Origin of the sequence: Pandoraea norimbergensis, assembly GCF_001465545.3 — a bacterium.
Taxonomy (GTDB): Bacteria; Pseudomonadota; Gammaproteobacteria; order Burkholderiales; family Burkholderiaceae; genus Pandoraea; species Pandoraea norimbergensis.
In genome coordinates, this window is sequence record NZ_CP013480.3 from 1,115,114 (window position 1) to 1,140,210 (window position 25,097).

The following is a 25,097-nucleotide window of genomic DNA, read 5'->3' on the forward strand; positions in this document are numbered from 1 at the left end:
GCCATCACTGCACGCCGCGCGCGCGATCGGCCCGGAATTGGGCGACGAAAGCGTCGAAACGGTGGGCCTCGATGGCATCCCGGATTTCCTGCATCAGCGTCAGATAGTAATGCAGGTTGTGGATGGTGTTGAGCCGCGCGCCCAGAATCTCCCCGGCTCGCTGCAAGTGGTGCAGATAGGCGCGCGAAAAGTTTCGACAGGCGTAACAGCCGCAAGTTTCGTCCAGCGGGCGCGTGTCCGTCTTGTGCGACGCGTTGCGAATTTTCAGATCACCAAAACGCGTGAACAGCCAGCCGTTACGTGCGTTGCGGGTCGGCATGACGCAATCGAACATGTCCACGCCTGCGGCCACGCCCGCCACCAGATCTTCCGGTGTGCCCACGCCCATCAGGTAATGCGGCTTGTCCGCCGGCAGGCGCGGGGCAACGTGATTGAGCACGCGCATCATGTCTTCCTTCGGCTCACCGACCGACAACCCGCCGATTGCGTAGCCGTGGAACGGCAATTCCGACAGCCCGGCGAGCGACTCGTCGCGCAGGTTCTCGTACATCCCGCCCTGCACGATGCCGAACAACGCGTTCGGGTTTTCCAATTTGTTAAATTCGTCGATCGAGCGCTTGGCCCAGCGCATCGACATGCGCATCGACTGACCGGCCTCGGTTTCGGTGGCCGGACGGCCGTCGATCTCGTACGGTGTGCACTCGTCGAACTGCATCACGATGTCCGAATTCAGCACGCGCTGAATCTGCATCGAGATTTCAGGGGAGAGGAAAAGCCGGTCGCCGTTGACCGGCGAGGCGAATTTCACGCCTTCTTCGCTGATTTTGCGCAGTTCACCGAGGCTGAAGACCTGAAAACCGCCCGAATCGGTCAGGATCGGCTTGTCCCAGCCCATGAACTTGTGCAGCCCGCCGTGCGCGGCAATCGTTTCCAGCCCCGGGCGCAGCCACAGGTGGAAGGTATTGCCGAGGATGATCTGGGCGTTGTTTTCGACCAGCTCGACGGGCGACATCGCCTTGACCGAGCCGTAGGTGCCCACGGGCATGAAGATGGGCGTCTCGACCACGCCGTGATTGAGCGTGACGCGCCCCCGACGGGCTTGTCCGTCGGTGGTGATGAGTTCGAACTTGAGCATGTGTCATGCGCCCCGGCACCACCGGCAAAACAAGCCGGCGCCCGCACGGGACGGGATAAAGCGGCACGCGCCCCATGCGCGGCCAGGCCGCTATTGTACCGGCTCGGGCCTCGCCGGTTCCATAAGCGTCATACGCTCGTTGACGGGGTAGCGCACGCCGCGCCCGAACGTATCTTCCATGGGCGTCCCGCCCGTGGTGTCGTCCTCGCGAACGACCGCCCGCTCTAGCGCTTCGGCGAATGCATAGGCATCGCCACGGCGCAGCACGGTGATGGCGATATCGTCGCCCGCATTGCGACCGGTGCTTTCGTTGCGATCGCTGTGAGGTGGCGTGCCATTGTGTCCGCCGAAGATCCGCGTGTTGGTGTCTACGTATTCCAGCAGCTTGCGGTGTGAGACGAGGTATTGCTTCACGTCACTGCCGGGAAGATGTGCCAGCAACTCCCCCGCGTAGAGATGATCGCCCGTCCAGATGCGGTTGCCGTTGCGCTCGATCAGCGCGGTGGAGTCGGCGCTATGGCCGGGCAAGGAGAGCACATCGAGCGTCAGGCCGCCGAGTTTGATCGCAGAACCCGGGGCGAGCCACTGGGTCACGCGAAACGGGGGGGGATCAAAGCCTTCGCGCTTGCCGAGGTGTATCTCGGCGGGCACCCGCACGCGGCCGTCGTCGCCGATGAGTTGGCGGGTGAAGGGCAGATCGATGAGGGCAATGTCATCGAAGTGTTTCAGGCCACCGATGTGATCGAAATGCAGATGCGACGGGAGTACCAGAATCGGCTTGTCCGTCAGATGCGCAATCGCGTGGCGAATATCCTTGCCGGCGCTGCCGCCCGGGTCGAACAGCAGGGCGCGCTCACTTCCGACGATCAGATACGCGACGTTGCGCTGCCAGTACCCCGGCTCATGGATAGCGTAGTGACCGTCGTCAAGCCGTTCGATGGCAAAGCCTTGCCCGTCGAGTCGTGAGGCTGACGCGCTCGGTGCTGACTGTGTTGCCGGTGTGGATGCGGATGCCGGAAGGTGGGCCCCGGCGGATGACGCGCTGGCTGGACCGCATAACGCGAGCACCAGTCCGAGCGTCATCACGACGCAGACGGCGAAGCGAGCGAGAACGCTTGCGAACGAGGGGTGGCGAGAGCGAAGGTGACGGAATACGCCACTGGCGTGCGAGGAATGCCGCGAATGCAGTGAAGAACAAGAAGCAGGGGCTGTCATGGAAGACTCCGGAGGTGCGAACAAGCGTGTCGCAGTGTGCCTCCGGGGATGTGGTCGACGTAACGCTCTTCGAGTCACAATCGGCCGTTTTGGGATGCCGTCCTAACAGGGATTGCGGCGGCGTCCCAGCCCTCAGATCATCAAGCCGCGGCCCTCGGCGCCTCGTGCATTTCCACGCGCGACAGGATCATCGCGTCGCCATAGCTGAAGAAGCGGTAGCGTTGCTCGATGGCGTGGCGATAGGCCGCGCGGATCGTCTCCATGCCCGAGAACGCCGACACGAGCATGAGCAGCGTCGACTTGGGCAGGTGGAAATTGGTGATCATCCGGTCGACCAACTGGAACCGGTACCCCGGCGTGATGAAGATGTCGGTCTCGGTGCTGCCCGCGCGCAGCGTACCCGCCTCGCCGCCCGCAGCCAACGTCGCTTGTGCGGCAGACTCCAGCGCGCGCATCGACGTCGTGCCGACCGCGATCACACGGCCGCCGCGTGCCCGGGTGGCGGCAATCGCCTCGACCAGTTCGGGCGTGATTTCGTACCACTCCGAGTGCATCTTGTGTTCGCCAAGATTTTCTACGCGCACCGGCTGGAACGTGCCCGCGCCCACGTGTAGCGTGAGCGTCGCGCGCTGCACGCCCAGCGCGTCGAGCCGTTCAAACAGGGCATCGTCGAAGTGCAGACCGGCCGTCGGTGCAGCCACAGCGCCCGGGTTACGGGCGTAGACGGTCTGATAACGCGTCTCGTCACCGGCATCGGCCTCGTGAGCGATATACGGAGGCAACGGCAGGCGGCCGTAAGTTTCCAGCAACGGGTAGCAGTCGCTCGGGAAATGCAGGGTGTAGAACTGGTCGACACGCGCGCCGACGGTGACTTCGAAGGCGTCGGCCAGTCGCAGGACGGTGCCGGGGCCCGGGCTCTTGCTGGCGCGGATCTGGGCAAGCACGGTGGTGCTGTCGATCACGCGCTCGACGAGCACTTCGATCTTGCCGCCGCTCGCTTTCTGGCCGAACAGGCGGGCCTTGATGACGCGGGTGTCGTTGAACACCAGCAGGTCGCCCGGTGCCAGCAGGCCCGGCAGGTCGGCAAAGCGGCGGTCGTAGAGATGCGGCGGCGTGACGCTGCCGTCGACCTCCAGCAGGCGGCTTGCGGAGCGCTCGGCGAGCGCGGTCTGCGCGATCAGTTCGGGCGGCAGGTCGAAATCGAAATCGGAAAGGGTATACATCAGCGTTTACAATGCGTAGCAACCGACATTTTACTTGGTTCGTCCGATGGCTTGCCGATAAGGCGTGCACCCGAGGGCGAACGCCCGACGCCGCGACTGCATGACCGAACGCCGAATGCCCGCCCCAGCGCCTGCCGCCGACCTTGTGGACCTTGCCGATGTTGCCGATGGCACTGCCACCGGCGCCGCGTCCGCACGGGGTGACGCAGCGCCAACCGGGCGCAAAGCCGTCACGAAGCGCGGTGCAAAGTCGAAGGCTGGTGCATCCGCCAACGACGATGCCACGACTGGCAACGCCGCTAAAAAATCTCCCGCGAAACCCACCGCCAGCAGCAGCGCCGCCCGCAAGGGCAGTGCGGACAAGCTCGCCAAGCTCGGCCTCAAGCGTGACATCGATCTGATCCTGCATCTGCCGATGCGGTATGAGGACGAGACCCGGCTGAGCAAGATCGGCGATGTCCTGCCGAGTGAACTCGCGCAGGTCGAAGGCACGGTCACGTCGAGTGACGTCGCTTACCGTCCGCGACGCCAATGGCTGGTACGCATCGAAGACGAAGGGCACGAATTAGTGCTGCGTTTTCTGAATTTCTACGGCAGTCAGCAAAAACAGCTTTCCGTCGGCACTCGCGTGCGTGTGCGCGGTGAAGTGCGCGGTGGCTTCTTCGGTCTGGAGATGGTGCACCCGTCGTATCGCGTCGTGTCCGACGCCGCTCAGCCGTTGCCCGAAGCGCTCACCCCGGTCTATCCGAGCGCCGCCGGTCTGTCGCAGGCGTACTTGCGCAAAGCCATTCATAACGCCATGGAGCGCACCCCGCTCCCTGAGTTGCTGCCGCCCGGGCTCCTGCAAGCCTCGATCGGGCCGGATCATCCGCTGCCGTCGCTGGCCGACGCCGTGCGCTTGCTTCACGCGCCGCCGCCGAAGGTGTCCGAGACGTCGCTCATGGAGCGCTCGCACCCGGCATGGCTGCGCATCAAGTGCGAAGAGCTTCTGGCGCAACAACTCTCGCTCAAGCGGGCGCAGGCAGCGCGACGCCGACTGGCGGCACCCTCGCTGGGCAAGCACGTCCCCGGGGGGCTGCTCGAACGCTTCGAGGCGGCGCTGCCGTTCCGTCTCACCGGCGCACAGCAGCGCGTGTGGGCGGAAATTCGCGCGGATCTGACCGAACCTCACCCGATGCAGCGCTTGCTGCAAGGCGACGTGGGCAGCGGCAAGACGATCATCGCCGCGCTCGCGGCAGCGCAAGCCATCGACGCCGGGTATCAGGCCGCCATCATGGCGCCCACCGAAATTCTGGCCGAACAACATCTGCGCAAGCTCTCCGGGTGGCTGACGCCGCTGGGTGTGCAGGTCGCGTGGCTCGCCGGCAGCATGAAGGCGAAAGAGAAGCGCGAAGCGTTGGCGCGTGTCGCCAGCGGTGAGGCGCAACTCGTCATCGGCACGCACGCGATCATTCAGGACACAGTAACTTTCGCGCGCCTCGGCATGGCCGTCGTCGACGAGCAGCACCGTTTTGGCGTCGCCCAGCGTCTGGCGCTACGCAGCAAGATGCAGACGGCGGGGATGGGCGCAAACGCCATGCCGCACCAGTTGATGATGAGTGCGACGCCGATTCCGCGCACGCTCGCGATGACGTACTACGCCGATCTCGATGTCTCCGTCATTGACGAACTGCCGCCGGGCCGCAGCCCGGTGGTAACCAAGCTGATCAGCGACACGCGGCGCGCCGAGGTGGTCGACCGCGTGCGTGCGGCGGCGCTGGCCGGGCGTCAGGTCTACTGGGTGTGTCCGCTCATCGAGGAAAGCGAGGCGCTGCAATTGCAGACCGCCGTCGACACACACGCGCAATTGATGGTCGCGCTGCCCGAGTTACGTGTGGGGCTCGTCCACGGACGCCTCTCGCCGGCCGAGAAGGCCGCCGTGATGGAGGACTTCACGCGCGGCAACACGCATCTGCTGGTGGCCACGACCGTGATCGAAGTGGGTGTGGACGTGCCGAATGCGTCACTGATGGTGATCGAACACGCCGAGCGCTTCGGCCTTGCGCAGTTGCACCAGCTGCGCGGGCGCGTCGGGCGGGGTTCCGCCGAGTCGGTGTGTTTGCTGATGTATGCGTCGCCGTTGTCGATGGGCGCGAAGGCGCGCCTGCAAACGATGCGCGAGACGACCGACGGCTTTGTCATCGCCCGTCGCGACCTTGAGATTCGCGGTCCCGGAGAGTTTCTCGGAGCGCGGCAATCGGGCGCCGCGATGTTGCGCTTTGTCGATCTGAACGAAGACGGCTGGATGATTCCCGGCGCGCAGGAAGCCGCCGAGCAACTGCTGGCTTCGCATCCGGGCGCCGTGGCGGCGCATCTGGAACGCTGGCTCGGCGCGCGGGAAGACTATCTGAAAGCCTGACCGGGGACGCGCGCATCTACGGGCGGCGGGTCTTGTCGAAACAGGCTGACGTTGACTGAATCCGGGGTCCGCTCAATGCGGCGACGACGATCGGGCGTCGCCTGAAAACGGGCAATGACCGCTCGATTGTGCTATAAAAAACAAAATCTATCGATTGCGGTAATCCGATTAATTTACAGGTTAGGACGACATGACCCTCACGGAACTCAAGTACATCGTGGCGGTGGCGCGAGAACGCCATTTTGGTCGCGCAGCGGAAGCCTGTTTCGTCAGCCAGCCGACGCTGTCGGTGGCGATCAAGAAGCTCGAAGACGAGCTGAATGTGCAGATTTTCGAGCGTGGCGCCGCTGAGGTGAGCGTCACGCCGCTGGGTGAGCAGATCGTCGCGCAGGCGCAGCGCGTGCTCGAACAGACCATTGCCATCAAAGAAATTGCCAAGCAGGGGCGCGACCCGCTCGCCGGCCCGCTGCGTCTGGGTGTGATCTACACGATCGGGCCGTATCTTCTGCCCGCGCTGGTCAAACAGATGATCGAGACCACGCCGCAGATGCCGCTCATGCTGCAAGAGAACTACACGCTCAAGCTGATCGAATTGCTCAAGCAGGGCGAAATCGACGCGGCGATCATGGCGCTGCCGTTCCCCGAGAGCGGGTTGATGGTGCGCCCGCTTTACGACGAGCCGTTCGTGGTGGCGCTGCCGCGCGCCCATCCGTGGGCCAACCGTGATCAGATCGACGCGGGTGATCTGAAGCAGGAAACGATGCTGCTGCTGGGCAGCGGTCATTGCTTCCGCGATCACGTGCTTGGCGTCTGCCCGGAGCTCATGCGTTTCTCGCAGAACGCCGATGGCATTCAGAAGACCTTCGAAGGCTCGTCGCTCGAGACGATTCGTCATATGGTCGCGAGCGGTGTCGGCATCACCGTATTGCCGAAGACGTCGGTGCCTGAGGTTCAGGCGTCCGACAGCCTGCTGAGCTACGTGCCGTTCTCGGCGCCGGTGCCCGACCGCCGCGTCGTGCTTGCATGGCGCAAGAGCTTCACGCGCCTGCCCGCGATCGATGCGGTGGCGCAGGCCATCGCGCGATGCAATCTGCCCGGTGTGATCACGCTCGATCTGCCGGCGACGGCCAACTAAGTCCCTTCCAGACCTCGCGGCCCGCCATAGGGCCGTCTCTCCCCCGCAAGAACCTCATGCGCCGCTGCTTCCCGCCGCGGCGCATTGTTTTTGGCTATGCGATAGATAAAAACGATTAATTCGACTGTTTTAATTGGAATTATTAACCTAGCGACACGCGTTTGCGAACCTTTGCGACCCACAGGAGGCAACCACGATGACCGCACTGAAAACCTATCTGCACGACATCGAAGCCACGCTGGAGCACGTGCTTGCCGAGTTTGCGCAGATGGCGGCCTAGGGCCTGTTCCCGCTAAGCCCATCCCCCCACAGCCTGCACGACAGGCTGACCGATCAAGAAACAGGAGAGCGTCGCATGTCAGATTCCAAGAAACTCACGACCGCCGCCGGTGCACCGGTGCCCGACAACCAGAACACGATCACGGCCGGCCCACGTGGCCCGGCGCTGCTCCAAGACGTGTGGTTCCTCGAAAAACTCGCCCACTTCGACCGCGAAGTGATCCCCGAGCGTCGTGTGCACGCCAAGGGCTCCGGCGCCTACGGCAAGCTCACCATCACGCACGACATCACCCGTTTCAGCCGTGCTCGCGTGTTCGAAGCCGTCGGCAAAGAAACCCCGGTGTTCCTGCGCTTCTCGACGGTGGCTGGCGAGCGTGGTGCGGCCGATGCCGAACGCGACGTGCGTGGCTTCGCGTTGAAGTTCTATACCGATGAAGGCAACTGGGATCTCGTTGGCAACAACACGCCGGTGTTCTTCGTGCGCGATCCGCTCAAGTTCCCCGACTTCATCCACACGCAGAAGCGCGACCCGAAGACCAACCTGCGTAACCCGACGGCCGCATGGGACTTCTGGTCACGTCACCCCGAATCGCTGCATCAGGTCACCATTCTGATGAGCGACCGTGGCTTGCCTGCCAACTATCGCCAGCAGCACGGCTTCGGCTCGCACACGTTCAGCTTCATCAATGCCGCGAACGAACGGTTCTGGGTGAAGTTCCACTTCAAGTCGATGCAGGGTGTCGAGAACCTGACCAACGCACAGGCCGCTGAAGTGGTTGCCGGTGACCGCGAGAGCGCCCAACGCGATTTGTTCGATGCCATCGAGGCAGGCAACTTCCCGCGCTGGCGCATGCAGGTGCAGGTGATGCCCGAGGCCGACGCGGCCACGTACGCCATCAATCCGTTCGATCTGACGAAGGTCTGGCCGCATGGCGACTATCCGCTCATTGACGTGGGCGTGCTTGAACTCAATCGCAATCCAGAGAACTACTTCGCAGAAGTGGAGCAGGCGGCATTCAATCCGGCGAATGTGGTGCCGGGCATCAGCTTCTCGCCCGATCGCATGTTGCAGGGGCGCTTGTTCTCGTACGGCGATACGCAGCGCTATCGCCTCGGGGTGAATCACAGCGCGATTCCGGTGAACGCACCGAAATGCCCGTTCCACAACAGCTTCCATCGCGATGGTGCGATGCGTGTGGATGGCAATCTGGGCGGCACGACGAACTATCAGCCGAACCGCTACGGCGCGTTTGCCGATCAACCGGAGTTTCGTGATCCGCCGGAAGCGGTCGGGGCCGTTGCCGATCGTTACGACCATCGCGTCGACGACGATTACTACTCGCAACCGCGTGCGTTGTTCCGATTGTTCGACGATGCGCAGAAAGCGCGCCTGTTCGGCAATGTCGCCGCTTCGATGCAAGGGGTGCCCGATGACGTGGCGGACCGTCAGCTCGAGCATTTCGGCAAGATCGATCCGGCCTACGCGCAGGGCGTGAAGGCGGCGCGCGAGGCGCTGGCGAAGCCGTAACGCTTAGCTGGCTGGCCAGAACGCTCGGATGGCAGCGATGCCGTAGGCGCCCGCGTTACGCGCGGCCGTCAGGCTGTCGGCACGCATGCCACCGAGCGCGAAGACCGGCAATGTCGTCTGGGCGGCGAGCGATGTGAACGCCGGCCAGCCGAGAGGCGTGGCGTCGGGATGCGTGGCGGTGGCGAGCACCGGTGAGAGCGTCACAAAATCGACGCCAAGACGGCCGGCTTGTGCGAGTTGGGCGGTGTCGTGACAGGCGGCGCTCACGAGTTTCCAGCCGGTCGGCCGCTCACGGCAGGCCAGTAGCCGCGCACTCGTGAGATGCCACCCATCGGCATGCGGCACCGTGTCGGCATGCAGACCGTTTGCGGCGTCGAGCCAGAGATCGGCAACGTCGGCGCGTGGATTGAGCAGCAACTGCGCGCCTGCCGCATGGGTGAGTGCCAGCGCCGATTCCGCAAGTGCGCGATAGCCGTCGGCATCCAGTGAACGGTTACGCAGTTGCACAAGCCGGGTACCGCGCGCGAGCGCCTGTGCGAGCCGTGACGCAAACGACGCGATCTCTGCGCGCGAAGTCACTTCCGGTGTTACCAGAAGTTGCCGGGGCAGGGTGGCATCAGCGGTGTTGCCCGGCGCATTGGTGGTGCTGGACGCACCTGATGTACGTGACGTACGTGACGAACGTGACGAATCGGACAGGCTGGACATCGACAGGAATCGGGCTAGGTCGGCGGGCATGCGCGCAGTGTAACCGGAACATTAATCACGTCACCGTATCAGACAAGTAGTGTGCCTCGCATCGTCACGCGATTCAGATGACAAGACAGGTGACAAGACGTGACACCGAACGCCTGTCGATGTCGCGAGAGCGTGCCCGTGAGGGCCAAGAAAGTGAACCTAACGAACGGAGTGATCATGGCTAAGAAAAACAACGTCGCCAGCGTGAATATCGGGATCAGCGAAAAGGACCGCAAGCGCATCGTCGAAGGATTGAATCACCTGCTCGCCGACACGTACACGCTGTACCTGAAGACGCACAACTTCCATTGGAACGTGACCGGTCCGATGTTCAACACACTGCACCTGATGTTCGAAGGCCAGTACAACGAACTGGCGCTGGCCGTCGATCAGATCGCCGAGCGGATTCGCGCACTGGGCTATCCGGCACCGGGCACGTACAAGGAGTTCGCGAAGCTGTCGTCGATTCCCGAAGCCGAAGGGGTACCGAGCGCGGAAGAGATGATTCGCCAACTGGTCGAAGGGCAGGAAGCCGTAACACGCACCGCGCGCGGCATCTTCCCGACCGTGGACGCCGCATCGGACGAGCCGACCGCCGACCTGCTCACCCAGCGTATGCAGTTGCATGAAAAGAACGCCTGGATGCTACGCAGCTTGCTGGCATAACTTGCTGGCATAAGCGCCCTATCGTACGAGAAATGTCATAGAGAAAGGGTGCACTCGGATAGGCAGTCCAGTACACTGGCCGGATGCCTACCGATTGGCTTATCCGCAATCTCTTCGTCAGTCTGTTCCTTCCGCCCGCCAATGTTCTGGTGTTGGCGGTGCTGGCCTTTGCATGCTGGCGGCGCTGGCCGCGGCTGGGCAAAACCCTGGCCGTGGTGTCCGTGCTGGCGCTATGGCTTCAGGCGATGCCGTGGTTCGCGAGCCGTCTCTCGCATCCGCTCAATGTCGGGGTGCCGGTCGATGTGAAGAGACTCGACGCCGCGCGCCAGTCGCCGGAGGCCGCCGCGAACTTGCCGCAGGCGGTGGTCATTCTCGGTGGCGGCACCAGTCTTGGCGCGCCGGAATTCGGCCGACCCGACGGCGCTGATCTGCATGAGATCACCCTTTCCCGCGTACGCTACGGCGCGTTTCTCGCGCGCCGGGCTCAACTTCCCGTTCTCGTGTCCGGCGGTGCACCGTCGGGCTATCCCATTGCGGAGGGCCGCCTGATGGCGCAAGTGCTCTCCGACGAATTCGGCGTCCCGGTCCGCTGGACCGAGGCCCAATCGCTGAATACGGCGCAAAACGCCACGTTCAGCGCGCGCATGCTGGCCAATGCCGGCGTCACGCGCATCTATCTGGTGACGAGCGCCTGGCATATGCGCCGCGCCCGCGACCAGTTTGTCCGCGCCGGACTCACGGTGGTACCCGCACCGTGCTGCAACGAGCGCGCGCTGGACCCCGATGCGATTCCCGGCTGGTGGCCGACACTCGACGGCATGCGCGCCACGCGCGTGGCTCTGCGCGAGTGGATGGCAATGTCCGTGGGGCATTGAGCCGCCCCCGGTGTGCCTGATGTCACGAAGCGGCGGCATAGTTCGTATGAACGGCCGCACGTGCCGCGACCGGAGCGCCGGCTTTCTGTTTTGCTCACCCACCCAAATGAGAGAGACATATGAAGACCAAAGCAGTCCTGACCGCTGAAGACGTACAAAAGATCAACGCTGCCGCCGTGGCCGAAGCCACTGCGAACGGCTGGAACGTGTGCATCACGATCGTCGATGACGGCGGCCACGCGCTGTCGCTGCATCGCATGGACGGCGCTGCCCCCAGCACCGCGATGATGTCATTGGGCAAGGCGCAGACCTCGGCAGTGAGCCGTCGCGACAGCGGCGTGTTCGAAGAGATGATCAATGGCGGCCGCTATGCGTTCCTGAGCGCGCCGAACACGGCCATGCTCGAAGGCGGCGTGGCCATCGTTGTCGAAGGCAATGTGATCGGTGCCGTGGGTGTGTCGGGCGTGAAGTCGGCGCAAGACGCGCAAATCGCCCGTGCCGGTATCGCTGCCGTCGTTGGCGCGTAAGCAGCACCGTACGTAAGCAGCATTCGCGAGGCTCGCAGTACCAGTGGTACCAGCGGGTCATCGCCTGCGTCGCGGGGCAAAAGTCTCGCGGCGCGTTGTGCACCGCCACACATCCGGCAGCCCAAAAAGAAAAACCCGCTCTCGCGAACGGGTTAAAGGCTTGTCAGGCCGGATGGCCGCAACCTGAGGCTTGGCAGGTTGGGCCACGAGGAGAACATCAATGAAACCCTTGTGGCTGGACAAAAAAAGTGGCTTGGCTGGCGCGCAACGCAGGTAGAGAGGGGCTTGCCGTAACTACATGGGATCGCGTTGCGTTCGCTGGCTACTGCCAAACACCTCTTAGGCGAGGTGGTCCCCACAAAACTCGGTGAAGGCGGCGGCAAGGTCGTGGTCAAGCCACCGCCAAAATTCTTTACTTCGCCTTCTTGCTGCTTCTTGCAACTTACCTCGGTTACTTCGTCAGAATCAGCTTGCCGTAGCGCGTAGCGCGCAGTTGGTAAGTCTGGCCGTTGTGCAGGATGTTCACGCACTGCGTGCCTTGCAGCAGATGGTCGCTCGTCAGGACGCGGCCGGGTGTCGTGCTTGCCGGCTTGGCTGCCACCGGGCTGGCCACTTGCGTACGCGACACCGACAAGGTGCGGCGCGGTGCCGTGGCGGGCGTGGTCTGGCGTGCTGTGGTGTGGCTTGCGCTCATCTCGCTCATCCGTATGTCTGACTGTGAGAAGAATATTAAATGAGAATCATTCCCATTTGTATTTGAATTTGTCTATTGTATTGTTAATAGCGATAGATTTATTGAATTTAGCGTGTGCCGGACGCGATGACGAGGCGTCCGGCACGCCATCAGTGATGACGTCGACCGACGGGCAGCGTGCCAATCAGTCGAGTGCGCCTTGCTCGGCGAGGGCGCGAATATGCGCGATGGTGTCGATGTCGGCCTCGCGATAGGCCGATTTCACGAACTCGCTGTAGCGGGTATCGGCCGTGGCGGCATCTTCCGGCAGCGTGGTGCTGTAGATGAAGCGCACGAAGTAGTGCGTGGGCGAGGGCTCTTCGATGGCCATCGTGAGTGTGCCGCCCGCGTGCTGGTCGGTGGCTGCGGTCTCGTAGCGCACCGATTGCAGCGCCGTGAAGATCACGCGATCGCGCACCACGGCTTGGCCGAAGCGCAGTTCGCGCACCAACGTGTCGTCCGTGCGCTCATGCAGGATGCACTCGTCCAGACCCAGCACGAAGTTTGCCGGCTGCTCGGCGCGCAGCACGAGCCCGTTCCAGAGTTGTTCGCGCGAGAGCGAAAAGGCCAGCGGGTTCAGGAGGTCGTTGACCTCGATCAGGTGTTCGTACTGCAAGAAATTTCCCCTTGAATCGATAACCGCCAGCGCGCCACATTGGCGGGCCGGCGGAGCAGGTGCGGGCGGTGAAGCGTATCTACTGCAATGACGGCCATCCGTCGCCGTGTTACTCGATGAGTGAACTGTCGATGGCGATCGTACCCGACAACACCTTGTGAATTGGGCACGCGTTGGCGATTTCCAAGAGGCGCTGCCGTTGTTCTTCCGACAGATCGCCGCCGAGCTCGATCTTGCGCGTGATTTGCGTCGTGCCTGCCGCAGGTTTGCCATCCGGATTCATGGCCAGCGTGACCTTCACTTCCTTGAGCGGCCACTCTTTGCGGCGGGCATACATCTGCAACGTAATGGACGTGCATGCGCCCAGACTCGAGAGCAGCAGCGCGGAGGGCATCGGGCCCAGATCGCCGCCACCCAGCGAGGCGGGTTCGTCGCCGATCCATTCGTGCTTGCCATCCGACAGGCGCGTCGTAAAACCGGCCGCACCCAGATGGGCGGTGACAATCGCTTCTGCGCTCATAACAACTCCTGTTAGATGCTCCAATGGATCACAACGCACTCTGCGTGTCATTGTGACCCAATTTGGTCCCTCAAGTGCGACGGCGGGTATCTCGGCGCACCCTCGCACCTTGATACCCGCCGTTCATCTCATTGCCGCTACGTCGATACGTCGCTACGTCGGAAGTGCCTCGATCAGGTCGCGGAATCAGGCTGCGGAACCCGTGGCCGGAATGTGACCCATACGTCCCGCCTGAAAATCAAGAATCGCCTGACGAATCTCGCCTTCCGTATTCATCACGAACGGGCCGTAGCGTGCGACCGGTTCGCCCAGCGGCTTGCCACCGATCAGCAGGAACGACAGCGGCTTGTCGCTGACGTTGCGTACGGTCACGCCTTCGCCTTTGCCGTCATCGTTGCTACCGAACACGACCATCTGATGCTTCTTGGCCGCCGACGCTTCCGTCCCGAACTCGCCTTCCCCGTCGACGACATACGCAAACACGTTGAAGTCGGCCGGCACCGCTTGTTCGAGCAGCGCCTGTGGTTGCAGCGTGAAGTGCTGATACAGAATCGGCGTGCGGGTCTCAATCGCGGCCTTCGTGCCGAGGGCTTCACCGGCAATCACGCGCACCGACACCTTGCCGTCGGCGCTGGTGGCGCTCGGAATACCGGCGGCGGGCAGCTCCTGATAGCGCGGCGTCATCATCTTGTCCACGCGCGGCAGGTTCACCCACAGCTGAAAGCCATGCATTTCACCGCCTCGCTCCTGAAACGCCTTTGACGGCATCTCGGAGTGAATGACACCGGCACCGGCCGTCATCCATTGCACGTCACCGGGTGTGAGTTTGCCTGCGTGACCCTGCGAGTCGCGGTGTTCCATTTCGCCAGCCAGCAGATAGGTCACCGTCTCGAAGCCGCGGTGCGGGTGGTCGGGCGCGCCCTTGGCATCACCCGGTGCGACCTGCATCGGGCCCATCTCGTCGAGCAGCAAAAACGGATCGAAGTCCATCAGCATGCGCGTAGGGAACGGACGGTTGACGTAAAAGCCGGCACCTTCCTGCGTTTGCGCAGCCGTGAAGACGCGGGCAACCGGGCGGGTGTAGGTCGTGCTCATGAGGGGACTCTCCTGTGGAGGGCTGACACGCCGTGGCGCGATCAGTCCGTTGTCATGTGCAGACTATATCGGGGCGAGTGGGGCGGGGAGTAGCCCTCAAGCGGGGAAGGATTGTTACCCAATTGGAACAATCGGGCGGAAGTTGTGACGCAAGACGAAAAAAAGCGCGGTGATGAACACCGCGCTTTTTGACTTCTGTGCGACTTCTGTAACTTGTGAATTGCCCGGACGCTTACTTGGCCGGTTCGGTCACGAAGCCCAGTTTGGTGACGCCAGCCGATTGCGCGTCGGCGAGCACCTTGGCGACGCTCTCGTAACGCACGTTCTTGTCGGCGAACAGGTGCAGCTCGGGTTGTGGCTGCGCGTCGGCGGCTTGTTGCAGGCGGGCGTGCAGCGTCGCCTCGTCGACCGGCTGCTTGTCCCAGAAGACGGTGCCGTCGGCTTGGATCGACAGATCGATCTTGGCCGGCTTGGTGTCTTCCGGCTGGCTGCTTGCCTGCGGCAGATCGAGCTTGACGGCGTGGTTGAGCACCGGCAGCGTCACGATGAAGATGATCAGCAGCACCAGCATGACGTCGACCAGCGGCGTCATGTTGATTTCGCTCATCATGCCGTCGTCCATGCTTTCGTCGCTGCTATAAGACCCCATGGCCATGGCGAACTCCTTCTCTCTTGCGGCGGCTTAGCTGGCGCTGGCCGGGGTGGACTTGCGCACCGGCGTGACGTTGTTCGCGAACTGCGGCGAATGCAGGCTGGCACCGGTCAGGAAGTAGGCGTGCAGGCTGTGGGCAAAGCGGTTGAGCTTCGAGACCACGCCCTTGTTGCCGCGCGTCAGGGCGTTGTAGCCGAGCACGGCCGGGATGGCGACGAACAGGCCGAAGGCCGTCATGATCAGGGCTTCACCCACCGGGCCGGCCACCTTGTCGATGGTCGTCTGACCCGACGCGCCGATGGCCAGCAGGGCGTGATAGATACCCCACACCGTGCCGAACAGGCCGACGAACGGCGAGGTCGAACCGATCGAGGCCAGCATGGCCAGACCGCTTTGCAGGCGCGAGACGGTGTCGTCCACCGAGTTCTTCAGCGCGCGCGTGATCCAGTCGCTCACGTCCATCTTGTCGTGCAGGTGCGGCTGGCTCTGGCGGTGGTGTTCGGCGGCGTCCTGACCGGCGAGTGCAAGGGCGAGGAACGGGTTGTTGCTGCCCGACGATTCGCCCAGCTTTTGCAGACCGGCGGTGAAGTTCTCCGAATGCCAGAAGTCCGGCTCGGCCGTGCGCGTGAGGCGGCTCAGGCGGAAGATCTGCGTGCCCTTGATGAGGATGACCGTCCAGGACAGCACCGACATCACCAACAACACGATCGCGATGGCACGGGTGACGAAATCGCCCTGCGCCCAGACGTGGCTCAAACCATACTCTTGCATTTTGCGTTCCTCGGGAGATCCAGTTCGTGAATCGTTACGTTAATCGTTGAGATTGAAATTAAACGGTTTGGTCGCTGCTGCTTCCACCGCGCGGCCGCCCTGCATCGGGGGCGCACAGCGCATCGCCAGCGCGGCGGTGCGGGCCGCCTGATCGAGACGGGGGAAACCGCTCGACTTGACGATATTGGCCGTCGACACCACGCCACGCGTATCGATCACCAGACGCAGCGTAACGGTGCCTTCCTCGCCAACGCGTCGTGATTGCGTAGGATAGACCACACGCGGCTCGTCGCACTTGACGGCCAGACCTTCGATCGGGCCCGACGGTGCGGGGGCCGGCGTCGGTGCAGGCGGTGCGGGTGGTGTTGGGGCAGCGTTCTGCGTCGGCTCGGCCGGGGCCGGCGGTGCAACAGGCTCGGCCTTTTGCGTGATGGCGTTTTGCGGCTGCACGCGCGGCTTGGGCGGCGGCGGCGCGACCTTCGGCTTGGGCGGTTCGGGTTGCGGCTTGGGCGGCGCCGGTTGCGGCGGCGTGGGCGCAGGGGTGAGCGGAATGATCGTCGCGGTAAACGTCGTCGGCTCGATCGTTGCCTTCTCGGGTTCGTTGTGCATCAACGAAAGCCCGATCAGGGCGGCAATATGGACGACTACGATCGCTGTGGCGACCGCGATAGCTCGCGGCGACATCAACGGATCGCGGCTCGGCATGAGCGCGAGGGTCGTAGGGGGCACGGTCGACATGGTAACGGCTAGGGTACGCTAATTGCGGCGGTGAACGGTGAGAGAAGCGCGGTGTGCGGAACTCGGGAGTTCGGAAAGGCCGGACGTGCGATCAAAGGAAAACCGCGCCAAGGGGCGCGGTCGGCGAAAACTGCGAATGTCGCGAAAGCAGTGAACCGAGAGATTGCCGGGCACTCACCTTCGAAACAGGAAGAACGATAAGCATAACGTTGAGACAAAGCCAATCAGGAGTTCCATTTGACACCTCCGTGGGTGACGCGAATCGCTGGCTGGCGCATGGCCGCCTGATGCGGTTGACCGCATGCGAGACGCCTGGCTGGCTCCCTTGCCGTCGCGACGTTGTTGCCCTGTCGCAATGGCGAAATCCTACCGGATGACACGTTACAGGCGCTACCCGGCGCTCATGAATCAGAGGCGGGCGCGAACGCTGAATTACGCTGCCAACGCGAGTTCTTGCATAACGACGACTTCCGTCGTGGTCGTCGTGGTGACGTCGCAGGCGGACTGGCAGCAGCCACCGCACGAGCGGCCGCAGCACGGCGACGCACCGGCCACCATTTCTTGAACGAACGGACCGCACTTGCCGCAGCACAGGGCCACGCCGAGGTCGATCTGGAGATCTTCCATCGAAGTGGCGCCAGCGTCGAGACAGGCCTTGATCTGGCGCTCGGAGACGGATTTGCAGACGCAAACGATCATGATGAAAACGTCAAAATGTAACACTAATGAGAATAATTATTATTTAACCGATCAGATTTTGCAAGCCTAAATACCCTATCCCATAGCACGCTCATGGATATACGGGTGTTTGAATCGGGCTAAACAGTTGGGAATTATGGGAAGGTTTGTCGGGCGACGCGTGGGGCAGAAGCCCGTGGGACGGGCGGCAGCGGCCGATGACCGGCATTCGCCGCCGCAAAATCTCAGTTGGCGAGCGCCGAGCCCGTTTTGGCTGGTGCATCGATCCGGGGCCACGCCGTCCCGTCGATTTGTCCGATTTCGACGATCTGGGCGACCGGCGGGTTGACGAGCAAGCGGTCCGCCATCGTCTGAAGCGCCTGAACATTGGCCGTCGTGAACAATTGCATGTTCCCGCTGGCGCCGGGGTCGCGCGGTGCGCAGAGACCGTCGGTTTCCAGACGGCGTTGCAACTGCCGCGCGATGGCCGCGCCGGTGTCGATCAGCGTGAGCGCCGTGCCGAACCGCTGCCGGATGGCCGGAATCAGGAACGGGTAGTGGGTGCAGCCCAACACCAGCGTGTCGGCGCCTTGCGCCACCATCGGCGCGACGTAGCGTTCCAGCAACGCCATGACGGCGGGCGAGTCGACATCGCCTGCTTCGATGCATTCGACCAGACCGTGCCCCGGCTGACAGAGAAAGCGTTGCCCTTGCGCCGTGTGACGCGCCAGCAAGTCGGCGAAACGGGCGCTGCGCAGGGTGGCGGCCGTGGCCAGCACCCCAATCACGCCGGTGCGCGACACAGCGGCGGCTGGCTTGATACCCGGCTCGACACCCACGACTGGCCACGGCGCGTCGGCCCGTAGGGCGGTGACACCATGTGCGGTGGCCGTGTTGCACGCGACCACAAACGCTTTAGCGCCGCGCTCGCGCAGCCAGCGGCCGACGGCGAGACTGCGTTCGGCGATGAAGGCGTCGGGACGTTCGCCGTAGGGGGCGAAGGCGGAGTCGGCCACGTAGAGCAGCGACTCGTGGGGGAGCAGGGCGCGCACGGCCTGAAGGACCGAGAGACCGCCGAGACCGGAATCGAAGACGCCAATCGGCGCGTTGGAGGGCATGGTAAACAGAAAAGGGCCGGCAAATGGCCGGCCCCGGAATTCTAGCGCAAAGCCCGTTGGGCGGTATTCACCGACGCTGTGTCGATGCTTGCCAACGGGTGTCGCGCGAAACTCTCTATACCGCTCAGTCTTCGAACGAAGCCATGCCCGACTGTTGGTAGTTTTGCAGGCCGACCTTGGCGATCAGTTCGATCTGCGTTTCCAGCCAGTCGATGTGCTCTTCCGTGTCGTGCAGGATTTCGTTGAAGATTTCGCGCGAGACGAAGTCCTTCACGGTTTCGCAGTGCGCCACACCTTCCTTGCAGGTCTTCTGCGAGAGGTATTCCAGCTTCAGATCGCAAGCCAGAATCTCTTCCGTGTTCTCGCCGATGAGCAGCTTGTGCAGGTCTTGCAGGTTCGGCAGGCCGTCGAGCATGAAAATGCGCTCGATGAGCTTGTCGGCATGCTTCATCTCGCCGATCGACTCGTCGTACTCATGCTTGCCGAGCTTGTCGAGACCCCAGTGCTTGTACATGCGGGCGTGCAGAAAGTACTGGTTGATCGCGGTCAGTTCGTTGGTGAGCTGAGCGTTGAGGAGTTCGAGGACTTTCTTGTCGCCTTTCATTTCGGATCCCTATATGCAGTTGTGCAATTTGCAAGCGGTTGAACGATAGCCTGAAAAGCTCGGAAAGCCAAGCCCTGCAAGGCTTTTCGTGAACCGAGACACGAATGGTAACGCGATCTATTCGCGTTGAATTCGGCCCCGTTTCAGGCCGCGAGCATGCCTATGTATGGGGCAAAAAAAAGCCCGGACGGTGCCGGGCCTTTCACAGCAACACTTACCGCGTTCTCATCCGGCGGTGTTCAGCCGAATGAGCCGCGTTCAGTGGTGCTGTATTACGCCGCTGCGACCGGAATCTTGCCGATCTTGGCTTGCCATTCCTTCGGGCCGGTCTGGTGCACCGACACGCCGGTGGAATCCACCGCGACGGTGACGGGCATGTCCTTCACGTCGAATTCGTAGATGGCTTCCATGCCCAGGTCTTCGAAGGCCAGCACGCGTGCAGCGCGAATCGCCTTCGACACCAGATAAGCGGCGCCGCCCACGGCCATCAGGTACGCAGCCTTGTGCTTCTTGATCGCTTCGATGGCGGCCGGGCCACGTTCCGACTTGCCGATCATGACCGCGAGGCCCGTCTTCGACAGCATCATGTCGGTGAACTTGTCCATGCGCGTGGACGTGGTCGGACCGGCCGGGCCGACGACTTCGTCACGCACCGGATCTACCGGGCCCACGTAGTAAATCGCGCGGCCATTGAAGTCAACCGGCAGCGGCTCGCCCTTGGCGATCATGTCGGCGATGCGCTTGTGGGCGGCGTCGCGGCCCGTGAGCATCTTGCCCGAGAGCAGCAGCGTCTGGCCCGGCTTCCAACTGGCGACTTCTTCCGGCGTGAGCGTGTCGAGGTCGACGCGCTTGCTCGTCTCAGTGTTCGGTTCCCAGTGCACGTTCGGCCAGGCGTCGAGCGACGGGGCGGCGAGGAACGAGGGGCCCGAGCCATCGAGCGTGAAATGCGCGTGACGCGTGGCGGCGCAGTTCGGGATCATGGCGACCGGCTTCGACGCGGCGTGCGTCGGGTAGTCGAGAATCTTCACGTCGAGCACCGTGGCGAGGCCGCCGAGGCCTTGCGCGCCGATACCGAGGGCGTTGACCTTCTCGAACAGCTCGATACGCAGCTCTTCGTTCCAGTTCTGCGGGCCGCGCTTGATCAGGTCATGGATGTCGATCGGGTCCATGAGCGATTCCTTCGCGAGGACCATGGCCTTCTCGGCCGTACCGCCGATACCGATGCCGAGCATGCCCGGCGGGCACCAGCCGGCGCCCATCGTCGGCACGGTCTTCACGACCCAGTCGACGATCGAGTCGGACGGGTTGAGCATCACGAACTTCGACTTGTTCTCCGAGCCGCCGCCCTTGGCTGCGACCGTGATGTCGACCTTGTCGCCTTCCACGATTTCGTAGTGGATGACGGCGGGCGTGTTGTCCTTCGTGTTCTTGCGGCCGCCTTCGGGCGGGGCAACGATCGAGGCGCGCAGCACGTTCTCGGGGTGCATGTAAGCCTGACGCACGCCTTCGTTGATCATGTCCGTGAGGCTGCGCTTGGCATCCCACTGCACGTTCATGCCGACCTTCACGAAGACGGTCACGATACCGGTGTCCTGACACAGCGGGCGGCGGCCTTCGGCGCACATGCGGCTGTTGGTCAGAATCTGTGCGATGGCATCCTTGGCGGCGGGGCTTTCTTCGGCCTCATAGGCACGGCCCAGCGCTTGGATGTAATCGTCCGGATGGAAGTAGCTGATGTACTGAAGGGCACCGGCGACGCTCTGAATGACGTCGTCTTCTTTAATGACGGTAGACATGAAACGGCTCTCGACTTAGTGGGGACTTGGTGAGGATTTAGTGGGTATTGTTATTCGGTACAGCCGGTACAGCTTGGGGGGTAGCGTACGCCGGGGCGTGGCTGTCGTTGGTCATCTTGTTGACCACGGCCATCACGACGGCGGAAAGCAGGAACGAGATGTGGATGATGACTTGCCACATGATCGTGTGCGGCGTTTGCTGGGACGCATCGATAAACGTCTTGAGCAGGTGGATCGACGAGATGCTGATGAGCGCCATCGAGAGCTTCACCTTGAGCACGCCGGCGTTCACGTGATCGAGCCATTCGGGCTCGTCGGGGTGGCCTTCCACGCCGAGGCGGGAGACGAAGGTCTCATAGCCGCCGATGATCACCATGATGAGCAGATTCGAGATCATCACCACGTCGATCAGGCCGAGCACGACCAGCATGATCTGCGTTTCGTCGAAGCTGGCGGCGTGGGTGACGAGGTGCCAGAGTTCGGCGAGAAACTTGTAGACGTAGACGCCTTGCGCTGCGATCAGGCCGAGATAGAGCGGCAGTTGCAGCCAGCGGCTGAAGAAAATGATGCGGGGCAGCGGGCGCATCGGCGCGTCGGAGGAGCGGCCGGGAGTCGACATGGCAATCTTGACGAAGTGGGGGACATTCGCCTGCGCCCGAAGCCGCAGGCCATTATTATCAAATCAACATCAAATCAAAGCATCCGGTCGGATTCGCGAGGCGAAATCCGACACCGGCGGCATTTTACAACGTCTTGCCGGGCGAGCCGCCCTTATCCGTGGGTGCCGCGGCCAGTTTCTTGCTGGCGCCTGCGCCCGGCATGGCGGCGAGCACGACGCCCGAGACCGTCAGCGCCAGCGCTGCGCCTTGGGTGAACGTCAACTGTTCGCCGAGAAACACGACCCCGTAGGCCGTGGCGGCCACCGGCACCATAGCGGTGAAAACGCCCGCCAGCTGGGCGCTCACGTGGCGAATGCCGCGCATCCACAAGAAGAACGAGAACACGCTCGCGGCGAGCCCGTACCAGACGATGAGGGCCCAGTGGCCGGGCGTGAGTACCGAGTAATCCACGGCCATCAACCCCACGATGCCGAGCGGCAGCATCATCGCCCCGCCGAGCAGATGGGTGTACGCGCAGATATCGATGGCCGAGAGTTCCGAGGCGAGGCGCTTCGAGACGATCACGTAAATCCCCTCGCACACCACGGCGCCGAGCACTAACAAATTCCCCAGCCATGCGTTGCCGGTGGAGCCGCTGCCACTGCCCGCCCCGTGAGCGTCGCCACGAGAAAGATTCAGCAATGCCACCCCGAGGATCGCCAGCCCGATGCTTACCAGCGTGCGCCGCGACGGGTGCTCGCGCAGCACGGCCCATGACAGCAGGGCGACACAGGCGGGCAGCGTGGCGGTGATCACCCCGGCGGCGGTCGCCGTGGTTTGACGCACGCCGTAGAGCATCAGCAGGGTGAAGAGAAACGTCCCGAAGAACGTTTGCACAAAAAGGTTGCGCCATTGCGACCGGGTGACGAGCCGCATTCTCGCCGGGCGATAACGCGGGGCGAGGGCGATGACGGCGATCACGAAGCGCCAGAGGGCGAAGGCGGCCACGGGCATGACGGCGACCATGGTTTTGCCGATGCCGACATTGGTGCCGACGAAGGTCATGGCGAGGGCCAGCGCGAAACTCGGAAAGCGGGCAAACAGCCGGTCGGTCGACGATGTCGACGCGTGGGCTGAAGGCGTGGATTGGGACGAAGAGGTCGAATTCACGGGCGCTCCGGGCGAGTCCGGGGTTGGCGGGATAGGGATGATGCGGGTAGGATTGTAGCGAATACGCCACGGTCTGCTGCACCGCAGTGACGCGCTTGCGTGAGTCCCGCACGCGAGAGACGTCACGCGGGTGCACCAGTGTAAGGCGTTAGTAAGTCGCTCGTCTTAATGTGGCGTTAGCGATTTGTTTTGGCTTGATTGCAATCGTTTTTGCATATCCATAAGAGGGGACAACTCATGGCAGCAATTGAATCGGTAATGCAGGAGCAGCGCATTTTCGCGCCGCCGCAGGCGCTTGTCGCCAAAGCGAACATCTCCGGCATGCCCGCCTATGAGGCGCTGTGCGCCGAGGCCGAGAAGGATTACGAGGGATTCTGGGCGCGTCAGGCGCGCGAGAATCTGGCCTGGCACAAGCCGTTCACCAAAGTCCTCGACGAGACCAACGCCCCGTTTTACACGTGGTTCGAAGATGGTCAGCTCAATGCGTCGTACAACTGTCTGGACCGCCAGATCGAAGCCGGTCTGGGCGACAAGAACGCCATTCTTTTTGAAGCCGACGACGGCACGGTGACCCCGGTCACCTACCGCGACCTGCTGGCGCGCGTGAGCCGCTTTGCGAACGCGCTCAAGGCTCAGGGCGTGAAGAAGGGCGACCGCGTTGTGATCTACATGCCGATGTCGATCGAAGGCGTCGTGGCCATGCAGGCCTGCGCCCGCATCGGCGCGACGCACTCCGTCGTGTTCGGTGGCTTTTCGGCCAAATCGCTGAACGAGCGCGCGATCGACGCCGGCGCCGTGGCGATCATCACCGCCGACGAGCAGATGCGTGGCGGCAAGGCGCTGCCGCTCAAGGCCATCGTCGACGAGGCGCTGGCGATGGGCGGCTGCGATCACGTGAAGTCGGTGATCGTCTACCGTCGTACCGGCGGCAATGTGGCGATGCAGGCGGGCCGTGACCACGTGCTGCAAGACTTGGTCGCGACGCAATCGGATCAGTGCGAGCCGGAGTGGGTGGGCGCGGAGCATCCGCTGTTCATCCTTTACACGTCGGGCTCGACGGGCAAGCCGAAGGGCGTGCAACACAGCACGGGCGGCTATCTGCTGTGGGCGTCGCTCACGATGCAGTGGACGTTCGACATCAAACCGGACGACGTTTTCTGGTGCACGGCGGATATCGGCTGGATTACCGGCCACACGTACATCGCTTACGGCCCGCTCGCGGTCGGTGCGACGCAGGTCGTGTTCGAAGGTGTGCCGACGTATCCGAATGCCGGGCGCTTCTGGGAAATGATCGGTCGCCACAAGGTGTCGGTGTTCTACACCGCGCCGACGGCGATTCGTTCGCTGATCAAGGCGGCCGAGCAGACGCCGGACGTGCATCCCAAGAAATACGATCTGTCGTCGCTGCGCATTCTCGGGTCGGTTGGTGAGCCGATCAATCCGGAAGCGTGGATGTGGTACTACGAGAACATTGGCGGCGGCCGTTGCCCGATCGTCGATACGTGGTGGCAGACGGAGACTGGCGGTCATGTGATCACGCCGCTGCCGGGCGCGACGCCGCTGGTGCCGGGTTCGTGCACGCTGGGGTTGCCGGGGATCGACGTGGCGATTGTCGATGAAACCGGGCAAGACGTGCCGAACGGTCAGGGCGGCATGCTCGTGATCAAGCGCGCGTGGCCGTCGATGATTCGTACGATCTGGGGCGACCCGGAGCGTTACAAGTCGAGCTACTTCCCGCCGGAGCTGGGTGGGAAGATCTATCTGGCCGGCGACGGTTCGATTCGCGATGCGAAGACTGGGTACTTCACGATCATGGGGCGTATCGACGACGTGCTGAACGTCTCGGGTCACCGCATGGGCACGATGGAGATCGAGTCGGCGCTGGTGGCGAATCCGATCGTGGCGGAAGCTGCGGTGGTGGGCCGTCCGGACGACACGACGGGCGAGGCGATTGTCGCGTTCGTGGTGCTCAAGCGTTCGCGCCCAACCGGGGATGAAGCCAAGCAACTGGCGCTCGAACTGCGTAATTGGGTGGGCAAGGAGATCGGACCGATCGCCAAGCCGAAGGACATCCGCTTCGGCGACAACCTGCCGAAGACGCGTTCGGGCAAGATCATGCGCCGTCTGTTGCGCGTGATCGCGAAGGGCGAGGAGATCACGCAGGACACCTCCACGCTTGAAAACCCGGCGATTCTCGATCAGTTGAAGCAAGCGCAGTGAGTTGGCTGCGGCAACTGTGTCGCGGAGATTGATCCGGGCACAGTGCCGCAGGCTGCGAAAGCCGAGAC

The 25,097-nt window shown here is 63.1% G+C and carries 24 protein-coding genes; 7 read left to right on the forward strand and 17 right to left on the reverse strand.

Annotated elements, in window-relative coordinates; translation table 11 throughout:
- Window positions 1-4: 4 nt before the first annotated feature.
- From tgt to queA, 3 genes are all read right to left on the reverse strand, one after another.
- Complete coding sequence (gene tgt, locus AT302_RS05010; protein WP_058377492.1) at window positions 5-1,135, reverse strand: tRNA guanosine(34) transglycosylase Tgt; 1,131 nt, start codon at window positions 1,133-1,135, stop codon at window positions 5-7.
- A 90-nt stretch (window positions 1,136-1,225) separates the two neighbouring features.
- The gene (locus AT302_RS05015) at window positions 1,226-2,350 is read right to left on the reverse strand and encodes an MBL fold metallo-hydrolase (protein WP_084656025.1); all 1,125 of its coding nucleotides are present in this window, start codon (window positions 2,348-2,350) and stop codon (window positions 1,226-1,228) included.
- 140 nt (window positions 2,351-2,490) lie between these two features.
- Window positions 2,491-3,573, reverse strand: a complete 1,083-nt coding sequence (queA, locus tag AT302_RS05020; protein WP_058377494.1) for a tRNA preQ1(34) S-adenosylmethionine ribosyltransferase-isomerase QueA — start codon at window positions 3,571-3,573, stop codon at window positions 2,491-2,493.
- A 100-nt stretch (window positions 3,574-3,673) separates the two neighbouring features.
- Here queA and recG point away from each other — a divergent pair, with 100 nt between their 5' ends.
- The 3 genes from recG (at window position 3,674) to AT302_RS05035 (ending at window position 8,913) form a co-directional block, all read left to right on the forward strand.
- Window positions 3,674-5,971: an ATP-dependent DNA helicase RecG gene (gene recG / locus AT302_RS05025; protein ID WP_058377495.1), complete on the forward strand. Its 2,298-nt coding sequence runs from the start codon at window positions 3,674-3,676 to the stop codon at window positions 5,969-5,971.
- Between the two features lie 190 nt (window positions 5,972-6,161).
- Window positions 6,162-7,106, forward strand: a complete 945-nt coding sequence (locus tag AT302_RS05030) for a LysR substrate-binding domain-containing protein (protein ID WP_058377496.1) — start codon at window positions 6,162-6,164, stop codon at window positions 7,104-7,106.
- A 355-nt stretch (window positions 7,107-7,461) separates the two neighbouring features.
- Window positions 7,462-8,913 carry a catalase gene (locus AT302_RS05035; protein ID WP_058377497.1) on the forward strand — a complete coding sequence of 484 codons (1,452 nt, stop codon included), beginning with the start codon at window positions 7,462-7,464 and terminating at the stop codon, window positions 8,911-8,913.
- A 3-nt stretch (window positions 8,914-8,916) separates the two neighbouring features.
- Here AT302_RS05035 and AT302_RS05040 read toward each other — a convergent pair whose 3' ends face one another.
- Complete coding sequence (locus AT302_RS05040; protein WP_084656026.1) at window positions 8,917-9,621, reverse strand: thiamine phosphate synthase; 705 nt, start codon at window positions 9,619-9,621, stop codon at window positions 8,917-8,919.
- A gap of 207 nt (window positions 9,622-9,828) precedes the next feature.
- On the opposite strand from AT302_RS05040, the gene AT302_RS05045 reads away from it, so the two are divergent.
- From AT302_RS05045 to AT302_RS05055, 3 genes are all read left to right on the forward strand, one after another.
- Entirely contained in the window at window positions 9,829-10,317 is a 489-nt protein-coding gene (locus tag AT302_RS05045; protein WP_058377498.1) for a Dps family protein, read from the forward strand.
- Between the two features lie 83 nt (window positions 10,318-10,400).
- A complete protein-coding gene (locus tag AT302_RS05050) occupies window positions 10,401-11,192 on the forward strand; it encodes a YdcF family protein (protein WP_058377499.1) in 792 nt (263 codons plus the stop codon).
- Window positions 11,193-11,311: 119 nt separating this feature from the next.
- Window positions 11,312-11,719, forward strand: coding sequence for a GlcG/HbpS family heme-binding protein (locus AT302_RS05055; protein WP_058377500.1), 408 nt, complete (start codon window positions 11,312-11,314; stop codon window positions 11,717-11,719).
- A 451-nt stretch (window positions 11,720-12,170) separates the two neighbouring features.
- Here AT302_RS05055 and hemP read toward each other — a convergent pair whose 3' ends face one another.
- The 13 genes from hemP to AT302_RS05120 form a co-directional block, all read right to left on the reverse strand.
- Window positions 12,171-12,422: a hemin uptake protein HemP gene (gene hemP / locus AT302_RS05060; RefSeq protein ID WP_058377501.1), complete on the reverse strand. Its 252-nt coding sequence runs from the start codon at window positions 12,420-12,422 to the stop codon at window positions 12,171-12,173.
- 175 nt (window positions 12,423-12,597) lie between these two features.
- Window positions 12,598-13,068, reverse strand: a complete 471-nt coding sequence (locus AT302_RS05065; RefSeq protein ID WP_058377502.1) for an SRPBCC family protein — start codon at window positions 13,066-13,068, stop codon at window positions 12,598-12,600.
- A gap of 109 nt (window positions 13,069-13,177) precedes the next feature.
- Entirely contained in the window at window positions 13,178-13,588 is a 411-nt protein-coding gene (locus AT302_RS05070) for an OsmC family protein (protein ID WP_058377503.1), read from the reverse strand.
- 186 nt (window positions 13,589-13,774) lie between these two features.
- Window positions 13,775-14,683, reverse strand: a complete 909-nt coding sequence (locus tag AT302_RS05075) for a pirin family protein (protein ID WP_058377504.1) — start codon at window positions 14,681-14,683, stop codon at window positions 13,775-13,777.
- Window positions 14,684-14,915: 232 nt separating this feature from the next.
- Window positions 14,916-15,338, reverse strand: coding sequence for an ExbD/TolR family protein (locus AT302_RS05080; RefSeq protein ID WP_058377505.1), 423 nt, complete (start codon window positions 15,336-15,338; stop codon window positions 14,916-14,918).
- 27 nt (window positions 15,339-15,365) lie between these two features.
- Entirely contained in the window at window positions 15,366-16,106 is a 741-nt protein-coding gene (locus AT302_RS05085; protein ID WP_058377506.1) for a MotA/TolQ/ExbB proton channel family protein, read from the reverse strand.
- A 39-nt stretch (window positions 16,107-16,145) separates the two neighbouring features.
- Window positions 16,146-16,844 carry an energy transducer TonB gene (locus AT302_RS27940; RefSeq protein ID WP_058377507.1) on the reverse strand — a complete coding sequence of 233 codons (699 nt, stop codon included), beginning with the start codon at window positions 16,842-16,844 and terminating at the stop codon, window positions 16,146-16,148.
- Window positions 16,845-17,276: 432 nt separating this feature from the next.
- On the reverse strand, window positions 17,277-17,543 hold the full coding sequence (locus AT302_RS05095) for a (2Fe-2S)-binding protein (protein ID WP_058377508.1): 267 nt from the start codon (window positions 17,541-17,543) through the stop codon (window positions 17,277-17,279).
- Window positions 17,544-17,767: 224 nt separating this feature from the next.
- A complete protein-coding gene (gene murI / locus AT302_RS05100) occupies window positions 17,768-18,640 on the reverse strand; it encodes a glutamate racemase (RefSeq protein ID WP_084656027.1) in 873 nt (290 codons plus the stop codon).
- A gap of 124 nt (window positions 18,641-18,764) precedes the next feature.
- Window positions 18,765-19,244 carry a bacterioferritin gene (gene bfr, locus AT302_RS05105; protein ID WP_058377509.1) on the reverse strand — a complete coding sequence of 160 codons (480 nt, stop codon included), beginning with the start codon at window positions 19,242-19,244 and terminating at the stop codon, window positions 18,765-18,767.
- Window positions 19,245-19,516: 272 nt separating this feature from the next.
- On the reverse strand, window positions 19,517-21,040 hold the full coding sequence (locus AT302_RS05110; RefSeq protein WP_058377510.1) for a fumarate hydratase: 1,524 nt from the start codon (window positions 21,038-21,040) through the stop codon (window positions 19,517-19,519).
- Window positions 21,041-21,077: 37 nt separating this feature from the next.
- Window positions 21,078-21,659, reverse strand: coding sequence for a TIGR00645 family protein (locus AT302_RS05115; RefSeq protein WP_058377511.1), 582 nt, complete (start codon window positions 21,657-21,659; stop codon window positions 21,078-21,080).
- Window positions 21,660-21,783: 124 nt separating this feature from the next.
- Window positions 21,784-22,704: a DMT family transporter gene (locus AT302_RS05120; protein WP_150789649.1), complete on the reverse strand. Its 921-nt coding sequence runs from the start codon at window positions 22,702-22,704 to the stop codon at window positions 21,784-21,786.
- A gap of 342 nt (window positions 22,705-23,046) precedes the next feature.
- On the opposite strand from AT302_RS05120, the gene acs reads away from it, so the two are divergent.
- A complete protein-coding gene (gene acs, locus AT302_RS05125; protein ID WP_058377513.1) occupies window positions 23,047-25,029 on the forward strand; it encodes an acetate--CoA ligase in 1,983 nt (660 codons plus the stop codon).
- Window positions 25,030-25,097: the final 68 nt, after the last annotated feature.

What these genes read in the sequence shown, in the direction of transcription:
- tgt (WP_058377492.1), bottom strand. Translation starts at nt 1,135, where the DNA reads ATGCTCAAGTTCGAACTCATCACCACCGACGGACAAGCCCGTCGGGGG.
- AT302_RS05015 (WP_084656025.1), bottom strand. Translation starts at nt 2,350, where the DNA reads ATGACAGCCCCTGCTTCTTGTTCTTCACTGCATTCGCGGCATTCCTCG.
- queA (WP_058377494.1), bottom strand. Translation starts at nt 3,573, where the DNA reads ATGTATACCCTTTCCGATTTCGATTTCGACCTGCCGCCCGAACTGATC.
- recG (WP_058377495.1), top strand. Translation starts at nt 3,674, where the DNA reads ATGACCGAACGCCGAATGCCCGCCCCAGCGCCTGCCGCCGACCTTGTG.
- AT302_RS05030 (WP_058377496.1), top strand. Translation starts at nt 6,162, where the DNA reads ATGACCCTCACGGAACTCAAGTACATCGTGGCGGTGGCGCGAGAACGC.
- AT302_RS05035 (WP_058377497.1), top strand. Translation starts at nt 7,462, where the DNA reads ATGTCAGATTCCAAGAAACTCACGACCGCCGCCGGTGCACCGGTGCCC.
- AT302_RS05040 (WP_084656026.1), bottom strand. Translation starts at nt 9,621, where the DNA reads ATGTCCAGCCTGTCCGATTCGTCACGTTCGTCACGTACGTCACGTACA.
- AT302_RS05045 (WP_058377498.1), top strand. Translation starts at nt 9,829, where the DNA reads ATGGCTAAGAAAAACAACGTCGCCAGCGTGAATATCGGGATCAGCGAA.
- AT302_RS05050 (WP_058377499.1), top strand. Translation starts at nt 10,401, where the DNA reads ATGCCTACCGATTGGCTTATCCGCAATCTCTTCGTCAGTCTGTTCCTT.
- AT302_RS05055 (WP_058377500.1), top strand. Translation starts at nt 11,312, where the DNA reads ATGAAGACCAAAGCAGTCCTGACCGCTGAAGACGTACAAAAGATCAAC.
- hemP (WP_058377501.1), bottom strand. Translation starts at nt 12,422, where the DNA reads ATGAGCGAGATGAGCGCAAGCCACACCACAGCACGCCAGACCACGCCC.
- AT302_RS05070 (WP_058377503.1), bottom strand. Translation starts at nt 13,588, where the DNA reads ATGAGCGCAGAAGCGATTGTCACCGCCCATCTGGGTGCGGCCGGTTTT.
- AT302_RS05075 (WP_058377504.1), bottom strand. Translation starts at nt 14,683, where the DNA reads ATGAGCACGACCTACACCCGCCCGGTTGCCCGCGTCTTCACGGCTGCG.
- AT302_RS05080 (WP_058377505.1), bottom strand. Translation starts at nt 15,338, where the DNA reads ATGGCCATGGGGTCTTATAGCAGCGACGAAAGCATGGACGACGGCATG.
- AT302_RS05085 (WP_058377506.1), bottom strand. Translation starts at nt 16,106, where the DNA reads ATGCAAGAGTATGGTTTGAGCCACGTCTGGGCGCAGGGCGATTTCGTC.
- AT302_RS27940 (WP_058377507.1), bottom strand. Translation starts at nt 16,844, where the DNA reads ATGTCGACCGTGCCCCCTACGACCCTCGCGCTCATGCCGAGCCGCGAT.
- AT302_RS05095 (WP_058377508.1), bottom strand. Translation starts at nt 17,543, where the DNA reads ATGATCGTTTGCGTCTGCAAATCCGTCTCCGAGCGCCAGATCAAGGCC.
- murI (WP_084656027.1), bottom strand. Translation starts at nt 18,640, where the DNA reads ATGCCCTCCAACGCGCCGATTGGCGTCTTCGATTCCGGTCTCGGCGGT.
- bfr (WP_058377509.1), bottom strand. Translation starts at nt 19,244, where the DNA reads ATGAAAGGCGACAAGAAAGTCCTCGAACTCCTCAACGCTCAGCTCACC.
- AT302_RS05110 (WP_058377510.1), bottom strand. Translation starts at nt 21,040, where the DNA reads ATGTCTACCGTCATTAAAGAAGACGACGTCATTCAGAGCGTCGCCGGT.
- AT302_RS05115 (WP_058377511.1), bottom strand. Translation starts at nt 21,659, where the DNA reads ATGTCGACTCCCGGCCGCTCCTCCGACGCGCCGATGCGCCCGCTGCCC.
- AT302_RS05120 (WP_150789649.1), bottom strand. Translation starts at nt 22,704, where the DNA reads ATGACCTTCGTCGGCACCAATGTCGGCATCGGCAAAACCATGGTCGCC.
- acs (WP_058377513.1), top strand. Translation starts at nt 23,047, where the DNA reads ATGGCAGCAATTGAATCGGTAATGCAGGAGCAGCGCATTTTCGCGCCG.